General features: G+C 68.4%; 15 protein-coding genes and 6 tRNA genes. 3 read left to right on the top strand and 18 right to left on the bottom strand.

Features of this window, described 5'->3' with window-relative positions; genetic code table 11:
- Positions 1–4: 4 nt before the first annotated feature.
- A complete protein-coding gene (gene argJ / locus F0U60_RS41235) occupies positions 5–1,366 on the bottom strand; it encodes a bifunctional glutamate N-acetyltransferase/amino-acid acetyltransferase ArgJ (RefSeq protein WP_395808182.1) in 1,362 nt (453 codons plus the stop codon).
- A gap of 243 nt (positions 1,367–1,609) precedes the next feature.
- On the opposite strand from argJ, the gene F0U60_RS41230 reads away from it, so the two are divergent.
- Both F0U60_RS41230 and F0U60_RS41225 read left to right on the top strand, forming a co-directional pair.
- Complete coding sequence (locus tag F0U60_RS41230) at positions 1,610–1,912, top strand: type II toxin-antitoxin system RelE/ParE family toxin (RefSeq protein WP_395808180.1); 303 nt, start codon at positions 1,610–1,612, stop codon at positions 1,910–1,912.
- A gap of 125 nt (positions 1,913–2,037) precedes the next feature.
- A complete protein-coding gene (locus tag F0U60_RS41225; protein WP_395808178.1) occupies positions 2,038–4,068 on the top strand; it encodes an ATP-binding protein in 2,031 nt (676 codons plus the stop codon).
- Between the two features lies 1 nt (position 4,069).
- On the opposite strand, the gene F0U60_RS41220 is transcribed toward F0U60_RS41225, so the two are convergent.
- Positions 4,070–4,720: a hypothetical protein gene (locus F0U60_RS41220; protein WP_395808176.1), complete on the bottom strand. Its 651-nt coding sequence runs from the start codon at positions 4,718–4,720 to the stop codon at positions 4,070–4,072.
- On the opposite strand from F0U60_RS41220, the gene F0U60_RS41215 reads away from it, so the two are divergent.
- Positions 4,721–6,964, top strand: a complete 2,244-nt coding sequence (locus F0U60_RS41215) for a kinesin (RefSeq protein WP_395808174.1) — start codon at positions 4,721–4,723, stop codon at positions 6,962–6,964.
- A gap of 10 nt (positions 6,965–6,974) precedes the next feature.
- Here F0U60_RS41215 and F0U60_RS41210 read toward each other — a convergent pair whose 3' ends face one another.
- The 16 genes from F0U60_RS41210 to F0U60_RS41135 form a co-directional block, all read right to left on the bottom strand.
- Positions 6,975–8,093, bottom strand: a complete 1,119-nt coding sequence (locus F0U60_RS41210) for an SGNH/GDSL hydrolase family protein (RefSeq protein WP_395808172.1) — start codon at positions 8,091–8,093, stop codon at positions 6,975–6,977.
- 142 nt (positions 8,094–8,235) lie between these two features.
- Positions 8,236–8,592, bottom strand: coding sequence for a monovalent cation/H(+) antiporter subunit G (gene mnhG, locus F0U60_RS41205; protein ID WP_395808170.1), 357 nt, complete (start codon positions 8,590–8,592; stop codon positions 8,236–8,238).
- The gene (locus tag F0U60_RS41200) at positions 8,589–8,867 is read right to left on the bottom strand and encodes a K+/H+ antiporter subunit F (protein ID WP_395808168.1); all 279 of its coding nucleotides are present in this window, start codon (positions 8,865–8,867) and stop codon (positions 8,589–8,591) included. Before F0U60_RS41200 ends, mnhG begins: the two co-directional genes overlap by 4 nt.
- Positions 8,864–9,352: a Na+/H+ antiporter subunit E gene (locus tag F0U60_RS41195; RefSeq protein WP_395808166.1), complete on the bottom strand. Its 489-nt coding sequence runs from the start codon at positions 9,350–9,352 to the stop codon at positions 8,864–8,866. Before F0U60_RS41195 ends, F0U60_RS41200 begins: the two co-directional genes overlap by 4 nt.
- Entirely contained in the window at positions 9,349–10,989 is a 1,641-nt protein-coding gene (locus F0U60_RS41190; protein ID WP_395808163.1) for a monovalent cation/H+ antiporter subunit D, read from the bottom strand. Before F0U60_RS41190 ends, F0U60_RS41195 begins: the two co-directional genes overlap by 4 nt.
- Positions 10,986–11,324 (bottom strand): Na+/H+ antiporter subunit C, encoded by a 339-nt coding sequence (locus F0U60_RS41185; RefSeq protein WP_395808161.1) that lies wholly within the window; start codon positions 11,322–11,324, stop codon positions 10,986–10,988. The genes F0U60_RS41190 and F0U60_RS41185 overlap by 4 nt, the downstream gene beginning before the upstream one ends.
- The gene (locus tag F0U60_RS41180) at positions 11,324–14,215 is read right to left on the bottom strand and encodes a monovalent cation/H+ antiporter subunit A (protein ID WP_395808159.1); all 2,892 of its coding nucleotides are present in this window, start codon (positions 14,213–14,215) and stop codon (positions 11,324–11,326) included. The genes F0U60_RS41185 and F0U60_RS41180 overlap by 1 nt, the downstream gene beginning before the upstream one ends.
- 244 nt (positions 14,216–14,459) lie before the next feature.
- Complete coding sequence (locus F0U60_RS41175; RefSeq protein WP_395808157.1) at positions 14,460–17,279, bottom strand: AAA family ATPase; 2,820 nt, start codon at positions 17,277–17,279, stop codon at positions 14,460–14,462.
- A 136-nt stretch (positions 17,280–17,415) separates the two neighbouring features.
- On the bottom strand, positions 17,416–17,622 hold the full coding sequence (locus F0U60_RS41170; RefSeq protein ID WP_395808155.1) for a hypothetical protein: 207 nt from the start codon (positions 17,620–17,622) through the stop codon (positions 17,416–17,418).
- A gap of 421 nt (positions 17,623–18,043) precedes the next feature.
- Positions 18,044–18,586 carry an HNH endonuclease gene (locus F0U60_RS41165; RefSeq protein WP_395808153.1) on the bottom strand — a complete coding sequence of 181 codons (543 nt, stop codon included), beginning with the start codon at positions 18,584–18,586 and terminating at the stop codon, positions 18,044–18,046.
- Positions 18,587–18,612: 26 nt separating this feature from the next.
- Positions 18,613–18,687 (bottom strand) — tRNA-Leu (locus tag F0U60_RS41160).
- Positions 18,688–18,708: 21 nt separating this feature from the next.
- Positions 18,709–18,781, bottom strand: a tRNA-Phe gene (locus F0U60_RS41155).
- A gap of 6 nt (positions 18,782–18,787) precedes the next feature.
- Positions 18,788–18,861, bottom strand: a tRNA-Pro gene (locus F0U60_RS41150).
- Between the two features lie 6 nt (positions 18,862–18,867).
- Positions 18,868–18,939, bottom strand: a tRNA-Asn gene (locus F0U60_RS41145).
- 14 nt (positions 18,940–18,953) lie between these two features.
- A tRNA-Lys gene (locus F0U60_RS41140) sits at positions 18,954–19,024 on the bottom strand.
- Between the two features lie 81 nt (positions 19,025–19,105).
- Positions 19,106–19,187: transfer RNA gene (locus tag F0U60_RS41135), tRNA-Tyr, on the bottom strand.
- Between the last annotated feature and the right edge of the window lie 185 nt (positions 19,188–19,372).

Raw genomic sequence — 19,372 nt, 5'->3', positions numbered from 1 at the left:
GTGTTCAGCTGCGGTAGTCCGCGTTCTCGCTGATGTACTCGTGGCTCCGGTCCGCGCCGAGCACCGTGCTGGCCGCTGGGCCGGTGCCGAGGTCCACTTCGATCTCCACCGCGCGCTCGTGCGGAGGGAACGTCACCGGCGGGCGGAAGGTGAGCCCGTCCGGCGGTGCCACGCTGGCGTAGAGCTCAGCGCCCTTCATGTGGGCGACCAGTGCCTTCTCGGCCTCATTGTCGAGCCGGAAGGCGCCGTGCTCGAGGATGACCCGTCCCCCCATGCGCAGCGTGCAGTGCGAGAGGTCCACCTCGGGGTGGTTCGCTCCCACGTACTTGCCAATGGCCGCCACCAGCCGGCCCACGTTCGGATCGTTCCCGTTCACCGCGCACTGGAACAGCGGTGAGTTCACCACCGACTTGCCGATGCCTCGCGCCACCTCTTCGCTCGGCGCTCCGTGCACTCGCACGCGCATGACGTGGTGCACGCCCTCTCCGTTGCGCACGATGTCCTCGGCCAGGTCCGCGCACACCCGCTCCAGCGCGGCCTCGAACTCGGGGAGGCTCGGGCAGGGCACCTTCCTCGACGACAGCAGCGCCACCGTGTCCGACGTGCTCGTGTCACTGTCCACGCTGATGCAGCCGAAGGTCCTCTGCGTCACCGCGTGCAGCGTGGTGCGCAGGGCCTCGCGCGGCACGTCCACGTCCGTCATCAGGAAGACGAGCATGGTGGCCAGGTTGGGCTCGATCATCCCCGCCCCCTTGGCGATGCCTACGATGCTCCCGTTCCCCACCACGGCTCGGCGTGCCTTGGGGTACAGGTCGGTCGTCATGATGCCCTCGGCGGCGGGCATCACCGAGCCGGCCTCGAGCGCGGAGACCGCCTGGGGCACCGCGTCCACCATCGCGTCCACCGGCAGGCGCCAGCCGATGACGCCCGTCGAGCAGGGGAGCACTTGGGAGGCGCTCAGCCCCAGCTTCCCCGCCACGGCGGAGCACAGCCGCTCGGAGGCCTCGACGCCTCCGGGGGCGCACACGTTGCTCACCTTGTTGTTCACCACCACCGCGCCCAGCGTGGGCTCCTTCAGCCGCTGGCGCCCGATGAGCACCGGCGCTCCCGGGAAGGCGTTCCGGGTGAACAGCGCCGCGAACGACGGGGTCGGCTCGTCGAGCACGATGAGCGTCAGGTTCATCTTCGCCGGCTTGGCCACCTCGACGGGCATGAACTCGAGGCGCGTGCGTCCGACGCGGAAGCCGCGCGGCAGGGCGGACTGGCCCTCCAGCCAATTCCGGTGGGCCTCGGCGGACGAGAAGGTCAGGTTCGTGCTGGGAATGGCGTTACCTCGCGGCGTGGGGGATGGCGCTTGGTGCCGCAATCCCGCGCTCGAATCAATGGCGGAAACCCGGAGCCCGTGGGGGCGTGGAACCGAAACCCGCCGTTTCTCACCGCCAGTGCGGATCAGCCCGTGCGCTGAGAACCCCTGAAAGTTCTTCCGTCCACCCCCCTGTAAGAGCCACCGTCCTTCAGTGGACGTTGCTCGTAAGTGGTTGATCTCACGAAGATGCACGTTGGCCTGCTTTGTGCTCAAAATACGAAAGGACCTTTACCGCGACGTTTCATGCCCCGTTCCGTTTACACCGTCGACATCAGCCCTCCCGCCTGGAACCAGCTCGCCCACCTGACGCTGGAGACCTACCGCCGTATCCGCGAGGAGCTGGATGCTGTCGCTGTCTCCCTCACGCAGGAGGGGGGCCGCGGCGCTGGGCCCAACGCTGGGCCTAACAAAGTGAAGACGGACGGGCAGGCTCCCTCCAAGCTGTCGGTGGTGGTCGATGACGCCATCGCCCTCTACGACGTGGATCATTCGAGCCGGCGCGTGCTGCTGCTCGAGGTGGCGCGTCGCCTCCCCCGGGAGCTCTAGTCGCAAGAGGGACGCCTGCTGGGCTGCCTGCCCTGCGGACGGAGGGGCAACGGAGTCCGTGCGTGTCTCCGCCCCCGGTACAGGGGTTGCGTTCACATCCTTGGGATATGGCCACGCATGAGCCAGTGACCGAAGCCGAGGGGCGGATTCGCCTCTGTGACTTCATCCGGGCGCAGCGCACCGTGATCCTGGAGGACTGGGAGCACGCAGTGCGGCGGCTTCCCTGTGCCCGGCAGCTCGATTCCCCCCATCTGCTCAACCACCTGCCGCTCTTGCTGGATCGGGTGGCGAGCCTGGTGGAGGGCGTCCATACCGGCGAGCGGGGCTCGCTGGAGGAGTTGCCGGAGATCCACGCGCTGCAGCGGCTGGATGTGGGGGTGGACCTGGAGCAGGTGACGAACGAGCTTGCCCTGCTACGGGCCTGCGTCCTGCGGCTCTATGGCCGGTATGTGAGAGGCCGCGGAGCGGATGACGTGGAGCTGCTGCTGCGGGAGGTGGAGCGCTTCAACACGCTGTTTGACGAGGCCGTGTCCACCGCCGTCTCCCGCTATACGCGAGCCCGGGATCGCCTGTTGGTGGCGTTGGATCGCATCTCCGAGGCGGCGCTCGGCACGGAGGCGCTGGACACCTTCCTCGAGCGGCTGCTGCGCGTGGTACTGGAGACGACGGAGGCGGTGGACTCCGTCACGCTGCTGTTGCGCGAGGGGGATGCGCTCCGGGTCAGGGCGTCAGTGGGCCTGGAGATGGGCGCGGGCTTCGCCGAGAAGATTGCCGCCGAGCGGCGGCCATGGGAGGTGCGCTCGGCCCAGCTGTTCCAGGAGCGGGGCACGCGGGCCCTCTACGGGGTGCCGCTCATCGCCGGGGACGAGGTGCTCGGCGTGGCCCTCATGGGCAGCACTACCGCCTTCGAGTTCTCCAACGAGGACAAGCTCCTCTTCCGAGTGATGGTGGGCCGGGCCACGGCCCTGTTGGTGCAGACGCGGCTTGCCACCCGAGAGCGCGAGGCGCGAGAGGAAATGCGGACGCGCGATGATCTGCTGCGCCTCTTCAACGCCGAGGCCGAGCGTCAGTCCGAGACACTCGCGCTGCTGGACTCGCTGCTGTCCACCGCGCCCATCGGCCTGTCCTTCGTGGACCGGCAGCTGCGCTACGTGCGCCTCAACCGCATGCTCGCGGACATTCACGGCCTGGCCATGGAGCAGGCACTGGGACACACCGTGCGCGAGGTGCTCCCTGAAGAAGAGGCCAACCTCCTGGCGCCGTTGCTGCGTCAGGTCTTCCAGACGGGCGAGCCCCTCCGAGACGAGGAGCTGACCCTCTCTTCGCAAGTGGACGCGGGCCGTCCCCACCACTTCCTGGTGAGCATCTACCCGGTGCTGGACGCGTGGGACGAGGTGCATTGGGTGGGCACGGTGGTGGTGGACATCACCGAGCGCCAGCGTACCGAAGAGGAGCTGCGTCGGGCGGCGGAGTTCCGCGAGCGCTTCCTGGGCATCGTCTCGCATGACCTGCGCAACCCGCTCAACGCCATCCTCCTGTCCGCCACCACGCTGATGTGCTCCGAGGAGCTGCCCGCGCGTCACCTCAAGGCCGTGCGCCGCGTCGTCACCAGCGCCGAGCGCATGGCGCGGATGATCGGCGAGCTGCTGGACTTCACCCGGGGACGGCTGGGAGGAGGCATTCCCGTCTCACCCCAGCCAATGAACCTCCGCCACCTCGTCCGGCACGTGATGGAGGAGCTGGAGGCCGGCCACCCCGGGCGTGAGCTGCATCTGGACGCGGAGGGCGACTTCCTGGGGACGTGGGATCCGGATCGGCTCGCCCAGGTGGTGGGCAACCTGGGGAAGAACGCGCTCGACTACAGCCCCGAGGGGACACCCGTGCGCTTCACGCTGCACGACGAGGGCGACAGCGTCGTCCTGGAGGTGAACAACGGCGGGGCGCCCATTCCGGCCGAGCAGCTCGCCACCATCTTCGAGCCCTTCCGGCGGCTCACCCGGGCAAGCCCGCACCCGGCCTCGGGCCTGGGGCTGGGCCTCTACATCGTCGAGCAGATCGTCCGCGGCCACGGGGGCACCCTCTCGGTGCGCTCCAGCGCGGAGGAGGGCACCACCTTCGCGGTGAGGCTCCCCCGACACGTGGTTCTCGCGGCGTGAGCTACAGCGGAGTCTGGCCCACGACGCCCGGGGCGCTGGGTGCGCCAGGAGCGGTGGCCGGGGGCGCGAGCTCCTCGGGCGCGAGCGGCGCCGGAGAGATGGCTCCGTCCTGCGTCACGACCCACGAGTTGTAGCGCTTCTCGCTGACCTCGCGCAGCTTGCCGTCCTCGTAGCAGACGACGTGCAGGACGAAGGACTCCACCTTGATGCTGGGGCGACCGTACTGGTAGCACTCCTGGTTGCCGCGGCGCTCCTTGCTGGTGGGCTGGCCGAGGATGCCCGAGACATCCTGGGGCGACATCCCCTTGCGCACCGTCCGCAGGCCCCACGTCGTCTCCACGCGGATGGGCGTGGCCGCCTGCTCGAGGGACACGGTCCAGATGCCGAGCCCGATGAGGAGCAGCAGGGCCGCGGGGTAGAGGAGGATGCGAGGGTTGAACCGGGCGCGCTGCTGCTCCGTGTAGGCGCGGAAGATGGGCTTGTGCTGACCCTGGCCCATCACACTCGACCCCATCTGCTGCTGCTCTGGCTGGCTCACACCCTGTGACATGCCCCGCGTGAACGCCGGATGCAAGCAGGTCGAGGCCTGAAGCAGGCAGGCGAGCGGATGGACTGTCCGCTGGGCGGGGAGCTGTGTTCTCTTGCGCGACATATGGCGCCCCCCCTTGTCTATCGCCGCTATGGCGGCTCCCTCCAGGTCTCCATTCCCTCGTTCGAGGTGCTCGTGGAGGCCATCCGCATCCCGGAGACACAGTGGCTGGCTACCGCCTGCCCGCTCGAAGGGCTGAATTGTGATCGCCGCTTCCTCGAGCTCCTCGACGCCGACCACAACGGACGCATCCGGGTGGCCGAGCTGCGCGCCGCCGTCGAGCACACGGCGAAGCTGCTGAAGTCCCACCAGGGCGCGGACGCGGCGAGCGACGTGCTCGTGCTGGACGCGCTCTCCGAGCAGGGCGCGAAGCTCCGGGACGTGGCGGGCATCCTGCTGGGGACGCTGAAGGCCGAGGACCGGACGCGGCTTTCGTTGGAGCAGGTGCGCGCCAGTGAGAAGGCGTTGCTCGAGGCGGGGCAGAATGGGGATGGCATCGTCGCCCCGGCCTTCCTTCCCGAGTCGCTGCGTCCCCTGGCGGTGAAGATCCTGGCTTGCTTCCCCGAGGTGAAGAACCGCGCGGGACAGGCGGGCGTGGACCTGCCCATGCTCCAGCGCTTCCGCGAGGAGCGGAGCGCGCTGTTGACGCACCTGGCCGGGAAGGAGTCGGTGCTCGTGTGGGGGGCGCAGAGCGTGGAGCGCGCGCGGCGCATCCAGGAGATTCGGCCGCTGCTGGATACGTACTTCCTGCAGTGCCGGCTCGTGGCGGCCCAGCCCGAGGCGGTCACGAGCCTCAAGCTGGAACCGGGAAGGGTGCAGGGCGCACTGGGGGACACCCAGGCGCTCGCGCGGGTGGTGTCGGAGCTGCCCGTTGCGCCTCCCGAGCCTGGAGGCGCGCTGCGCTGGTCCCGGCTGTACCGGGGCCAGGCGTTCGAGAAGCTCGATGCCTTCCGGCGGGACGTGGCCGTGCCCATCACCGCGGACATGGCGACGCTCGGGGATGCCACCTGGCGGGAGATGTGCGCGCGGGCCGATGCCATCCTGGCGTGGCAGGCGAGGTTGGACGCGAGTCCCCTGCATGCATGGGTGGAGGGGCTGGCGGACATCCCCGAGTCCTCGCTCGATGGCCTGGAGGCAGCGTGCCGGGCGGACCTGGCGTTGAAGGACAAGCTGGACGCGGTGGTCGAGCTGGAGCGGTTGATCCTCTACCAGCGCTGGCTGCTGACGTTCGCCAACAACTTCATCAGCATGCCGGACCTGTACCAGACGAAGCGGCGCGCGCTGATGGAGAAGGGGACGCTCATCCTGGGAGGCCGCCGGTACAGGCTGTCGGTGCTGGTGACGAACCGGGCCGCGCACTCCGCGCTGACGAGCCAGGGCACGACCTGCACCCTCTACGTGCAGGTGGCGTCGAAGGACGGCGGTGAGAGCTACGAGGTGGCCGTGCCCGCTACGCGTGGCCGGAGTGGCGGGCTCGCGGTGGGCAAGCGCGGCGTGTTCTACGACGTGGAGGGTCGCGAGTTCGACGCCGTGGTGACACAGGTTGTCCGCCAGCCCGTGTCGCTGTGGGAGGCCATGACGATGCCGTTCGAGCGGATCGGCCAGTTCATCTCCAAGAAGATCGAAGGGATGGCGGCGGCTGGGGAGAAGTCGCTCGATGCGTCGCTGGAGAAGAGCTACGCGCACGGTACCGGTGTCGCGACCACCGCGGCGACGGCTCCGGCCACACCGGCTCCTGCGGCTCCCGCGGCTTCCCCGGTGGCGGGGCCAGGTGGCTTCATCGCGGCCACGGGCATCGCGTTCGCGGCGGTGGGCTCGTCACTCGCGTTCATCGTGACGCAGGTGAAGTCCCTGACGCTCTTCGATGTCCTCTCGGCGATCATCATCGTCGCCGCCCTGGTGATGTTGCCGTCAGGCCTGCTGGGGTGGCTCAAGCTGCGCAAGCGCAACCTGGCGCTGCTGCTGGAGGGCTCGGGCTGGGCGCTCAATGACAGGCTGATGCTCACGAGCGATCTGGCGGCCCTCATCACCCGGAGGCCGAGGCTGCCGAAGAACGCCACCGTGGACCGGACGGATATGTTGCGCTCGGCCCTCGTGAAGGTGCGCGAGGACGACGAGGAAGAGGAGCGCTCTCCGGGTCTCCGGGTGGGCATCGTGCTCGCCCTCCTCTTCGTCGTGCTCTGGCAGTTCCGTGAGCCGCTGATGCGCGAGGCCTGCAAGCGTCAGTGGCTGCCCGGCAGCACGTGCGAGGCCGTGCTGTCACCGGGCGCCTCTCCAGCGGAGCCGGTCACTCAGCCGAAGCCATGAGACGCGGGCGTCACTTCCAGCCGAGCAACTCGCGGAGATAGCGCGTCATTTGCTCGGCCACGCGCTGGTGCGTCTTGCGGCTGGGGTGCCAGGTGCAGCCGAAGCCCTCGTCCTCGAGCCTGGGAGGGACCTCGACGAAGTGCACGCGGGCATCTCCGGCCTGGCGAAGGGTCTCCACCACACCGGAGATCATGGCCCGAGCGTGGGTGCGCGCCTTGACCTCCTTGGGATGGTTGTCGCTGAGGCTGGAGCCGAGGACGCAGACGATGTGGGCGCTTGGGTAGTGGCCGCGAATGCTCTCCACGAGGGAGCGGTAGGCGTCGCGGAAGCGCTCCTCGCCAGGGTGCTCCTTCCAGAAGTCATTGGAGCCGAGCTGGATGAGCACCGCATCGGGCACCCATGACGTGAAGTCCCAGCGGCTGTCCTCGCGATGGGGGAGGGTGCGCGCGTAGAGCTGGGGCAGGGGGGGCGTAGGGTCGTTGGCGTAGTTGACGGCCACGCCCTTGCCGGAGAAGGCGACGATGGAGGCCTCGGCGCCCAGTGCCTGCGCGGTGAGGGAGGCCCAGGTGCGGGAGTTGCGCTGGGTCTCCGCGTTGAAGCTGCAGAGCTCGTTCTTGCCCTCGATGCCGAAGCCGGTGAGCCCCGAGTCTCCGACGAACTCGATGCGACGCGCGGGTCCAGGGGGCGCGGGTAGCACTCGGGCCCCTGGGTCCAGCTCGAGCCCGAGGAGCTGGGTCTCTCCAACGACGGGCTCGGTCTCCTTCTCCAGGCGCAGCACGTGCTCGCCTTGGGGGAGGCCCTCGGCGAGGCGGTAGAGCATGTGCCCCTCGCCCACGTAGAGGTCACGGAAGGGCGCGCCATCCACGCTGAAGCGGAAGCGGTTGGGCGCGTGCTCCTCGACCTTGGGGAGGTCGAGCAGGCGCAGACCGATGGACGTGCCGGTGAAGCGCACGGTCAGGGACGTGCCGCCCCAGGAGAGCCGAGGCCCCTGTGGGTCTGCACGGTCCACGCGGCCACCGAAGCGCAACTCCGGGGCCTGAGGGGATACCTGCACGGGAACGGTGCGGCAGCCACTGAGTGCGGCCAGGGTCACCAGCATTCCCATCAACTTCCAATACGTCCGTCTCATCCTGGGGTTGCCCTGAGCTTGTGGCTCTTCCACGGTTTGTGTGAATCCTGAGCACAGGAGGGGGGCCAGTGCAAAAGAGGCCCGCTGCCTTGCCATCCCTGATCCACACGCAGTGAAGGAGCGCCACGAAATCGGGGCAGGCTCATACCCGGGGTGTTTCGTCCGCGCCAGGCACCGGAATCTCCTCGCCCTGAATGCGTCGTCGGAACACCGCGGCCCGCATCAGGAACAAGGTGGTGACTGGCGCGGTGAGCGCGATGAAGATCGCGATGAGCAGCGCATGAAGGTAGAGCTGGCCGTGTTCGAAGGAGACCTGCACCGCCGTCGCGAGCGTGAAGCCCCAGGTTCCCAGCGTCGCGCCCAGGGTAGGCGCGTGGACGCGCTGGAAGAAGCTCTTCAGGCGCAGCACCCCGAACGAGCCGATCAGTGCCGCCAGAGCGCCCACCACCACGAGCAACGCGGTCAGCGCATCCACCCACGGAGGAGCCCACGCGTTCATTCGATGATCTCCCCGCGCAGGAGGAACTTGGACATCGCCGTGGAGCCCACGAACCCGAAGAGGGCAATCAAGAGCGCCGCCTCGAAGTAGGAGCTGCTGCGATAGACGAGCCCCAGCGCGAGGATGACCAGCATCGTGTTCTGGTACAGGCAGTCAAACGCCAACACGCGGTCCTCCGCCCTGGGCCCAACGATCATCCGTGCCAGCGCCAGCATCATCGCGAGGGCAAGACAGCCGAGGGCGAATGCCAGCGCCCAGGAGAGCAGAGGGCTCATTCGAAGATCTCCCTGAGCGGACGCTCGTAGTGTTGCTTGATGAAAGCCACCAGATCCGTCCCTCTCTGCATGGCGAGCACGTGCAGCAGCAGGACGCGATTGTCCGCCGACAACTGCGCCCAGGCGGTGCCCGGCGTGAACGTGACGATCATCGCCAGCACGGCCAGTCCGTTCGGATCCTTCAGCTCGAGCGGAATGAGAACGAAGCCAGATGGGATGTCGCGCGAGCGCCTTGTGAGAACCGCCCACGCCACCTCTGCGTTCGACCGCAGCATCTCGAGCACTACCCGGCAGAACAGGCGTGCCATGACGAGGGGCTTGCGCAACCGCATGGGGGTTGGCCTGAGCCTGACGGTCACCGCGGGCCAGAACAGCGCCAGGGCGGCGCCCAGCACCAGCGTCCCCGCGCTCAACGACTGCATGAGCAGGATCCAGAGCAGGAGCAGCGCCACCGAGAGCGCAGGGGAAGGGATGAGCCTCCTCATCGCCCAGCCTCCTGCGCCGTGGCTGACGGCCGCACCTCTGCTCCGAGGACCGCGTCAATGTACCCGCGGCGATCATAGAGGGACTGGGCCGTCGCGCGCGCGAGCTCCATCGCGGGGCCTGCAGCGAGCGTCAGCACGCCGCACGCGGTGAGGAGCACCACCAGGGGCAATCCCTCCGGCGCCCGGACCCGAGGTGGCTCGCGCTGCATCTCCGACCAGAAGGTCCGGATTCCTGTTCGCGTGAGCGCGGTGAGGGTGAGCAGGCCGCAGCCCAGGAGCACGCCGGTGAACAGCCATGCACGGGCGGAGACCGGCCCGTTCCCTCCGCTCAACCCGAGCGCCGCCGACAACATGCCGAGCTTGCCGATGAAGGTGGGTAGGGGCGGCAAACCGGAGGTGAGCAGCGCGCACGCGATGAATGCCATGCCCAACAACGCGGTGGAGGCAGGGAACGGCAGGGCGACGAGCGGCTCCTCCGCGTCGTCGAGGTTGACCTCCTGCGTTTCGAGCGTCGCGCTCAAGAAGGGCGCCTCGTCCACGACGGTCGCGCCCGCTCGCCACCGCTCGACGAGGTCGACGAGCAGGAAGAACGCGCTGGAGGCCAGCGTGGAGCTCACCAGGTAGAACACCGCGGAGCCGAGGACGGCTTCCTCGCCCAGCCCCAGCGCGGCCAGGAGCGTCCCGGCGGAGACCATCACCCCTGCCGCCGCCTGGACCGCGAGCCTCTGCGAGGCGAGCATCCCCAGCGCCGCGAGCACCGCGGAGACCACTCCGAACGCGAGCAGACCGTCCGCGCCGAACCCCGCCAGCGGCCCCCCGGCGAACATGAGCGTCCAGAGCCGCACCAGGGCGTAGACGCCGACCTTCGTGAGCACCGCGAACATCGCCGCCACGGGCGGAGTCGCCGACGCATAGGTGGGGACGAGCCAGAAGTTGAGCGGCCAGGTCCCCGCCTTGGCCAGGAACGCCACCGCGAGGATGGCCGCTCCCGCGTCGATGAGGTGCCGGTTGGCCACATTCCCCTCGGACAGGCGCGCGGAGAGCTCCGCCATGTTGAGGGTCCCCGTGACGCCGTAGATCATCGACACGCCGATGAGGAAGAGGGACGAGGCGGCGAGGTTCACCGCCACGTAGTGCAAGCCCGCGCGGACCCGTGGCCTTCCGGAGCCATGCAGCAACAGGCCGTACGAGGCGGCGAGCAGGATCTCGAAGAAGACGAAGAGATTGAAGACGTCCGCCGTCAGGAACGCGCCGGAGAGCCCCATGAGCTGCAGCTGGAAGATCGAGTGGAAATGAACACCCGCGCGGTGCCAGCGCGTGAAGGCGAAGGAGAGCGCACAGGTGCCCAGGAGCCAGGTCAGCACCAACATTCCCGCCGACAGGCGGTCCACCGCGAGGGTAATCCCGAACGGTGCGGGCCAGTTGCCGGGGAGGTAGGCCACGACGCCGTATTCATCCACCCACGCCAGGAGCGCCGCCGAGACAGCGAGCCCCAGGAGCGCGGAGCTCATCCCCAGCACCAGCTTGGCAGGGCGCTTTCCCTCGCCCATGAGGAGCATCACCGCCGCGCTCAACATCGGCAGGAGGATGGGAACCACCATCAAGTGGGGCATCAGTCCTTGAACGAGCGCTTTCATGCTTCGTTGCCGTCCACGTGATCGGTCCCGGTCATCCCGCGTGAGGCCAGGGTGATGACCAGAAGGAGGGCCGTCATCGCGAAGCTGATGACAATGGCTGTCAGCACGAGCGCCTGAGGGACCGGATCCGTGTAGTGGGCGAGATCCCTCGGGACGCCGTCCACGAGGATGGGCTCCTTATCAATGGCCAGGCCGCCAATGCAGAAGATGAAGAGGTTGACCGCGTAGGAGAGGAGCGACAGGCCAACGACCAGCTGAAACGTGCGGGGCCGTAGAAGCAGCCAGACGCCCGAGCCGGTCAAGATGCCAATCGCGATTGCAAGCACCACTTCCATCAATCATCTCCCGAGGCCCGGTGAGCGCGGATCGACTGGTGAGCGATTGCCACGAGGATGAGCAACGTGGAGCCCAGCACCAGACAGAACACGCCCAGGTCGAAGAACATCGCGCTTCCAATGTGGAGCTCGCCCAGCACCGGCACGCTCAGGTGGATGGTGTGCGAGGTGAGGAGCGGATACCCGACCACGAACGAGCCCGCGGCCGTGCCGAGGACCAGCAGGAGCCCGGCTCCTATCAGCGCGCGCGGCGCGAGGTTCAGCCGCTGCTCGACCCACTCGGTCCCGGAGACGATGTACTGGAGCAGAAACCCCACCGACATCACCAGCCCCGCCACGAAGCCACCCCCTGGCGCGTTGTGCCCACGCAGGAAGAAGAACGTCGCCACGACTCCCGAGACGGGCAGGAGCAAGCGGACCAGCACCGCCGGGACCATCAGGTACCCCACTGCTGTGTCCTGCGCCATGCGTGGGTTCACCAGGTCCGTCTGCAGGTCCTTCGGCAGCGCCTGCTGCTGTGGCGTAAGCGCCATGACCTCCTGCGCCGGCCGGAAGCGCCGCAGGAGCGCGTAGACCGTGAGCGCGACGAGTGCCAGCACCACCCCTTCCCCAAAGGTGTCGAACCCGCGGAAGTCCACCAGCATCACGTTCACCACGTTCCGTCCGCCTCCGCCGCTCAGCGCGTTCTCGAGGAAGAAGGAGGTGCGCTCGGGGAGCTCGCGCGTCATCACCGCATAGGCGAGGAGCGCCATTCCGCAGCCGGCGCTCACCGCGATGATGAAGTCGCGGACTCGCCGGCCCCTGGCAACCCGCAGGGTGTGCGCGTCGTACACGCCGCGAGTTGGCTCTCGCGGTGGGAGCCACCTGAGTCCGAGCAGGATGAGCAGCGTCGTCACCACTTCGACGGTGAGCTGGGTGAGCGCCAGGTCCGGAGCGGAGAACCAGATGAAGGTGACGCAGCTCACCGCGCCCGCGGTCCCTGAGAGCATGAGCGCGGCGAGCCGGTGGAACTTTGCCTGCCATGCTGCCCCCAGCGCCGCGACGCCTCCAACCACCCATAACGCGATGAACACCGGCGAGAGAGGCACCAGCGGACGATCCCCCTTTCCCATGCCACCCCACAACGCCGCGACACCCACGAGCAGCGTGACCAGAACCATGGCCAAGAGCTGCCGCTGGAGCCCCGTGGTGAGCAGCCACCGGCGGAGCCATCGGGCCAACGCGGTGAGCCACGCCAGCAGGGACGTCAGGAGCTTCGCGCCATCCAACCGCCCCACGAAGCGGCCTCCGTGGCGCACTCGCCCCACTTCCAGCCGCCGGAGCACCAGGTACAACACCGTGCCCCCGCCGAGCGCCAGCACGCTCATGAGGAGCGGGGGCGTGAACCCATGCCAGAGCTTGAGGCTGTACGGCGGGACCTGTCCGCCCACGACCGGCCGGACCGCGGCATCGAGGATGGGCCCGATCGACACCGCTGGCGCGACACCCACCACCAGGCACATGAGGACCAGCACCTCGACGGGGACGCGCATCCACTTGGGTGGCTCCTCCGGAACACGCGGGGTGTTCAGCTCGCTGGCGGGTCCGAAGAAGACCTTCACCGAGAACCGGAGCGAGTAGGCAACGCTCCCCATGCCGGCCAGGGTCGCCGCGATCGGCAGGCCCCACTGGACGGCGGGGATGGCGTTGATGAAGACGGTCTCGGCGAAGAACATCTCCTTCGACAAGAAGCCATTGAGCAGCGGGACTCCCGCCATCGCCGCCGTGGCGACGAGCGCGAGCGTGCCGCTGATGGGCATCAGGCGGAAGAGCCCCGACAGCCGCCGGATGTCTCGCGTCCCCGTCTCATGATCGATGATGCCCACCGCCATGAACAGCGACGCCTTGAAGGCCGCGTGATTCATGATGTGAAACACCGCCGCCACCGCCGCGAGCGGGCTGTTGAGCCCAAGCAGCAGCACCACCAGCCCCAGGTGCGAGATGGTGGAGTAGGCGAGCAGTCCCTTCAAGTCACGCTGGAACAGCGCCGCCCACGCGCCGAGCAGCAGCGTGACGAGCCCCGCGGAGCCGATGAGCCAGAACCAGGTCTCCGTCCCTGACAGCACCGGCCACAGCCGCGCCAGCAGGAACACGCCCAGCTTCACCATGGTCGCCGAGTGCAGATATGCCGACACCGGCGTCGGGGCCGCCATCGCGTTCGGGAGCCAGAAATGGAAGGGGAACTGGGCGCTCTTGGTGAACGCACCGAGGAGGATGAGGCAGAGCGCTACTGGATAGAGTGGGTGGGCCTTGACGCGCTGTGCGCTCCCGAGGACGGTGTCCAGCTCGTAGCTGCCGGCCACCTGGCCGAGCACCAGCAGCCCAGCGAGCAGGCACAGGCCTCCCATGCCGGTGACCGTGAGCGCCATCCGTGCCCCGCGCTGCGCGTCCTTCCGCTGGTTCCAATAGCCAATGAGCAGGAACGAGAAGAGGGAGGTCAGCTCCCAGAAGAAGGCAAGCTGCAGCAGGTTTCCCGAGAGGACCACGCCCAGCATCGCCCCCATGAATGCCAGGAGGAAGGCGAAGAACCTCGGCACGGGATCCGACGGCGAGAGGTAGTACCGCGCATACAGCATCACCAGCGCGCCGATGCCCAAGACGAGCACGCAGAATGTCCAGGAGAGGCCGTCGAGCCGCAGCACGAGGTCGAGCCCGAGCGAGGGCACCCACGAGAAGCGCTCGGCCCTGAGGCCTCCGCCCTGGACGCTCGGGAAGTGGAGCGCCACACCCACGAGGCCCAGCAGCGCGGTGAGGCCCGCGAGCCCCGCTGCGCGATTCCGGGCGCTCGTGGGCAGCAATGCCGCGAGGGCACCGGAGACCCAGGGAATGACCAGGAGCGCAAGGAGCGGCATCAGGAGAAGTTCGTGGGTGGAGGCGGGAGGCCAGTGACTCTTCTCCTGATCATGGGGGCGCCGCCGGAGCTTGGGGCATTGAAAGAAAGGCGGCGGTTCTATGGCGTTGGGTATGTGGCAGATGTCCCCAATCCCATTCAGGAACACGGGTTGGGAATACCCTCACCCTCGCCCTCTCCCAGAGGGAGAGGGGACATCCACGGAGCCTCGGGATTCTGTCTGAGGACTGCGTAGTCCGAAGGGGTTAGCTCGCGGCGCTCGTGGCGGGCGGACGCGAAATCCACGCGGCGATGAAGACGTCCAGCTCGCCGCGCAGCACGTCTTTCACCCGCGGGGTGCCGGCTCCGGTGCGCGGATCCTCCACCCGAGCGCCTCGGCCCAGGTGGTAGCGCCGGGCCTCGTCCGCCGTGTTGCTGCTTCCCTGACCCTTCACCACCCGCGAGGCGATGTCCTTCATCTCGCCCAGCTCGCCCGCGCCCGCCAGCGTCATCATCCGGCCCGAGCTCTCATCCCGCACCGTTACTTCCGTCTTCACCCGCGCGAGGTAGGTGCCCTCGTGCCGCTTCACCTCGCGGCCCTCCACGTCCAGGCTCTCCTCTTCCTCCACCGGCCCGCCCCGGTGCACTCGTACGTAGGCCCGTTGACGCTTCTCGTCCTCGATGCGCCGGTGCAGGCCCGCCTCGCCCGACAGGTAGCCGTAGGCACCCGGTCCCGCGATGCGCACCACCACACGGAAGGGCTCCTCCGCCTCCGCCACCGCCATGGCCTCGTAGCCGCGCCGCTCCGCCCAGCCCAGGTACATGGTCGCCAGCTCCTGCACCCACGCGTCCTGCCCCTCGCCCGTCTCGCTCGCGCAGATGTCCACCAGCGCCTCGTCGCCGTGGTCAGTCGTCCCTGCCGCGCCCAGTGCCTCGGCCATCTGCACTTCTCGCGCGACCTCCTCCACCTGCTTCGCCGCCGACGCGAGCTGCGCCTCTCCCTTCGCCTCGCGTACCAGCCGCCGTGCGAAGGTGGTCCGCTCCTCCATCCGGTCCAGCTCGTTGAGCTGCGCTTCCACCGAGCGGAAGGCCCTCAGCGTCGAGGCCGCCCGCTCCGGGTCGTCCCACAGGTTCGGGGCCTGCGTCGCCGCCAGCAGCTCCGTGCGCCGCTCCTCCAGCCTCGGCCGGTTGGCTGACACCGCCAGCGCTCGCGCACGGCCCACCAGCCGGTCCATCTCGTTGAGCAGCGACTTCTTGTCCAGCCGCCGCTTCACCGCGGACACCGACTTCTCCGTGGGCAGCGCGAGCTGTGCCGTCTCCTGACGCGGGTGCGGGGCGAGCTCCGCCACCGCCACCACCTTGCCTCCCGGCCTCGTCTCCACCCGCACCGGTGCACCCGGTGGGAGCGGACGGCGGGCGATCTCCACCGCCAGCGCCGCGGTGAGCGTCTTTTCAATCTCCCGTTGCAGGTAGCGCGCGCCGAACTGCGGCGAGTAGCCCCGGTCCACCAGCAGATCCACCACCGCCGGAGTCACCTCCACGTCCAGCCCGCGCGCGCGAATACCCTCGCGCTCCAGCACCCGGCCCACCTCGCGCTGGGCAATCTTCCGGATCTCCACCTTCGTCAGCGGCTGGAAGTGGCAGATGGCGTCGAAGCGGTTGAGGAACTCGGGGCGGAAGGCCTCGGCGATTCGCCGGTCCACCTCGGTGATGAGCTCCTCGGCCCGGCGCGAGCCCATGAAGCCGATGGCCGGCTCCCGGTACACTTCGGAGCCCACGTTGGACGTGGCCACGATGACGGTGTTGTTGCAGGAGATGGTCTCTCCCGCTCCGTTCACGAAGGTGCCCTCGTCGAACAGTTGGAGGAACCGGTCGTGCACGCTGCGCGCAGCCTTCTCGAACTCGTCGAGCAGCAGCACGGTGAACACCTTCCCCTCCAGCAGCGCCGTCAGCTCGCCGCGCTTCGTCTCGAGCGCGGGCGCCCACGAGGCCCCGAAGGGAACGCTCTCGTCACCGTCGTTGGGGAAGTCCGCCATGTTGAGGCGGACGAGCCTGTCCTGGGAGCCGAAGAGGTACTCGGCGAGCAGCTTCGCGAGCTGCGTCTTCCCCACGCCGGTGGGGCCGGCGAAGAGGAACACGCCCAGCGGGCGGCGCGGGTCGTTCAACCCCGCCTTGAGCAGCGCCACCGAGCGCAGCACGGCCTGCACCGCGTCTGTCTGCCCGAGCAGCCGCTCGCCGAAGAAGCGCTCGGTCTCCTCCAGATCCAGCGGCATGGCGTCGTCCACGACGAAGCGCGGCAGCCGGGTGGCAGTGCAGAAGCGGGTGAGGACGTCCTCGGGACCCACGCGGTCCTTGGCCCCACCGGCGGCCTCCGCGGCTGTCTCCTTGAGCAACTCAATCGCCTTGCGCGGCAGCCTCTGGGCCAGCAGGAACTTGGAGGCCAGCCGCAGCGTCAGGTCGCACGCCGCCGGGTCGATGGGCAGGCGCAGCTCGCGCTCCAGCTCCTCGGCCACGCGGCCCAATATCCACCGGGCCCGCTCGGCAGGGGGCTCCTGGAGAGGGATGAGGTGGAGCCGCTCGGCGAAGGCCTCATCCGCGCGCAGCAGCTCCTGCACGCGCTTGGGCTCGGTCTCGAAGATGAAGCGGATGCCCCCGGTGCGCAGGGCGCGGAAGGCCACGGGGGCCAGCGGCCCGCCGATCACCGCGGGCAGGTCGCGGATGTAGACGATGGGGCAGGGGTGCCTGCTCAGCCAGGCCAGCAGCTCCTCGAACGTCTCCGCCGCCTGGCGCTGAGTGCTGCGCGCCAGGATGTTGGCGACGGACACCTCCACCATGCGCGCGTTGGCCAGCTCCGCGTCCACGCGGCCTTCGATGATGCGGCGTGCCACCTCCTGCACCAGGGCGGACTTGCCCACGCCCGGTTCTCCCGAGAGCAGCGGGTGCTTGCCCCCTCGCGACAGGAGGCCGAGCACCTCCATCACGGGGCCGTCCACGCCGTGCGCGGCCGGAATCCTTCCCTCCCGCGCCAGCGCGGTCAGGTCTCGGTCGATGAGCCGCTCGTTGTCCTCGCTCTTCCTGGTGGCCATGGTCGGGAACGCCTCGGCGGGCGCGGGAGCACTCTAACGTGCTGAACCGCAGTGGTGGACCCCGACCCTCCCGGGCCAGAGCCTTTCCTTCCCAGAACTCGAGACTTCGCGCCCGCCATGGCCACCGACGCCCGGCTCAGCACTCCGCGACGGGGTGCCCCCAGGGGTTGGTGGCCGGGGTCTGCCGCAGCAGGGCCTGCAGCCTCTGGGCCCGGGCGCTGGCGCTCTCACGCGCCGGGGTGGATGGAACGAGGGGATGGGCCGTCGCGCTCAGGCGGGCTGCCTGGTTCGCGAGGAGCTGCTCCACCTCCGGAGACCAACGACCGAACTCGAGCCACTCCATATGCGTCCTCCGCGTCAGAAGAGATACGGCAGTACGCATCCATGCCCCGGCCCCCGTATGGGTTCATTACGCCACGCGTCAGGGGAAGACGGGAGTGATGGGTTCCAAACCTTTCAGGGTTTCCGGGCTGGTGATTTATCAATCAACACCGGTGATTTATCAATCAACGCCGGTGACATATCAATCAACGGAAGGCGGAGGACTCGAACCTCAGACCGGGAGACCCGGTCCGCACCCGGTAGCAACGGGGCCTGGCGCCATCGCCAGTTCACACTTCCAGAATGTGCCGGCAGCTGCTCCCGCCTGCCGGCGCGCGGGGCGTACGGGCCGGGGGATGCCTCTGGCTTCCCCAGTAAGCACCTGCTCCCTTCCGGGAGCAGGGCCGGGGCTCCCCCTCTGGAGGTTCCCCTGTACCCGCCGCTCACTCCTCCAGCTCCGTGTGCCAGTACGCGACGTCACGGAGGAACCTCTTCCACGAGAGGGGCATGCCCTTCTCGTAGGCGAACGTGAGCTGCACGGAGCCCGGGAGCTTCCGAGGCTTCTCCGGCGCGGAGAGCAGCTTCATGTTGGCCTGTACGGGCGTGCGCCCGCCCTTCTTCTGGTTGCAGGGCACGCAGGCGATCACGATGTTCTCCCAGGTGGTGCGGCCACCCTGGGCCCGGGGCACGACGTGGTCGTAGGTAGCCTCGGGGCGCGACACCTTCCGGCCGCAGTACTGGCACTTGCAGCCATCGCGCATGTACACGTTGTCGCGGCTGAACTTGATGCCTCGCCCCTTGCGCCGCTCGCCGCGCAGGAAGCGGATGACGGAAGGCATCCGGATCTCCAGGGTAACGGAGCGGACGAGGCGGTCATCGTACTCCTCGACCACCTCGACCTTGCCCTGCCACAGCAGCATCATCGCGCGCTGCCAGGAGATCCGTGCCACGGGCTCATACGACTGGTTGAGGACCAGCGTCTCCATGACTCGGGTGTCCTTCTTGGGGGATATGTCCGCGGCGAGAGTCGAACTCGCACATGAGCTGGGTTTGAGCCAGCCGCCTCTCCCGGTTGGGCCACGCGGACGGGTTGGGGAGCTTCTTCGAATGCCGACCCCAGGAATCGAACCTGGTCCTCCCATTTTTCAAACGGGCGCGCGGACCACCTACGCAAGGACGGCGAAACATCTGGGTGACAGGATTTGAACCTGCAACCTCGCGGACCCGAACCGCGCGCTCTACCAAATTGAGCCACACCCAGGTGATGCTCCACAGGAGGGACTCGAACCCCCAACCTGGCGGTTAACAGCCGCCCGCTCTTCCATTGAGCTACTGTGGAATGTGTTGCATGAGTACCTCCGGAGGGACTCGAACCCTCACCGTCCGCTTAAGAGGCGGATGCTCTACCCGTGAGCTACGGAGGCGTATGCCGCCCCTCGTGTGGGCAGGCGGCGTTTCACCACTGCGATTCAGTTGTCAGAGAGCTACAGACGGCGCGCTGCGAGTGGGGACGCTGGGAGTCGAACCCAGCGGGCCAATGGCTCCGGCTCTACAGGCCGGCGCGTCTCCGTAACGCTCTACGTCCCCAGGAGGTGAGGCTGGAAATGCGAGAGGCCGGGACCCTTTCGGGAGCCCGGCCTCGTTCGCGCCGCCTCACGTCTGGAGGCGGAGCATCAGCAGAGGCCAGGATACGAGCGATACGGATACGGCAACCACAAGGAAGGGGCCGGAAAGGCGCTGACGTGCGCGGGGTTGAAACCGGCCAGACTGTC

It is taken from the genome of Archangium minus (genome assembly GCF_044360475.1).
GTDB lineage: Bacteria > Myxococcota > Myxococcia > Myxococcales > Myxococcaceae > Archangium > Archangium minus.
The sequence above is the reverse complement of the archived record's forward strand: the minus strand, read 5'-3'. Positions and strand labels throughout refer to the sequence as shown.

Coding starts and splice junctions, on each gene's coding strand:
- F0U60_RS41180 (WP_395808159.1), bottom strand. CDS start 14,215: ATGCCGCTCCTTGCGCTCCTGGTCATTCCCTGGGTCTCCGGTGCCCTC.
- F0U60_RS41175 (WP_395808157.1), bottom strand. CDS start 17,279: ATGGCCACCAGGAAGAGCGAGGACAACGAGCGGCTCATCGACCGAGAC.
- F0U60_RS41185 (WP_395808161.1), bottom strand. CDS start 11,324: ATGGAAGTGGTGCTTGCAATCGCGATTGGCATCTTGACCGGCTCGGGC.
- F0U60_RS41165 (WP_395808153.1), bottom strand. CDS start 18,586: ATGGAGACGCTGGTCCTCAACCAGTCGTATGAGCCCGTGGCACGGATC.
- F0U60_RS41210 (WP_395808172.1), bottom strand. CDS start 8,093: ATGAGACGGACGTATTGGAAGTTGATGGGAATGCTGGTGACCCTGGCC.
- mnhG (WP_395808170.1), bottom strand. CDS start 8,592: ATGAACGCGTGGGCTCCTCCGTGGGTGGATGCGCTGACCGCGTTGCTC.
- F0U60_RS41170 (WP_395808155.1), bottom strand. CDS start 17,622: ATGGAGTGGCTCGAGTTCGGTCGTTGGTCTCCGGAGGTGGAGCAGCTC.
- F0U60_RS41190 (WP_395808163.1), bottom strand. CDS start 10,989: ATGAAAGCGCTCGTTCAAGGACTGATGCCCCACTTGATGGTGGTTCCC.
- F0U60_RS41230 (WP_395808180.1), top strand. CDS start 1,610: ATGCCCCGTTCCGTTTACACCGTCGACATCAGCCCTCCCGCCTGGAAC.
- F0U60_RS41195 (WP_395808166.1), bottom strand. CDS start 9,352: ATGAGGAGGCTCATCCCTTCCCCTGCGCTCTCGGTGGCGCTGCTCCTG.
- F0U60_RS41215 (WP_395808174.1), top strand. CDS start 4,721: ATGGCGCCCCCCCTTGTCTATCGCCGCTATGGCGGCTCCCTCCAGGTC.
- F0U60_RS41200 (WP_395808168.1), bottom strand. CDS start 8,867: ATGAGCCCTCTGCTCTCCTGGGCGCTGGCATTCGCCCTCGGCTGTCTT.
- F0U60_RS41220 (WP_395808176.1), bottom strand. CDS start 4,720: ATGTCGCGCAAGAGAACACAGCTCCCCGCCCAGCGGACAGTCCATCCG.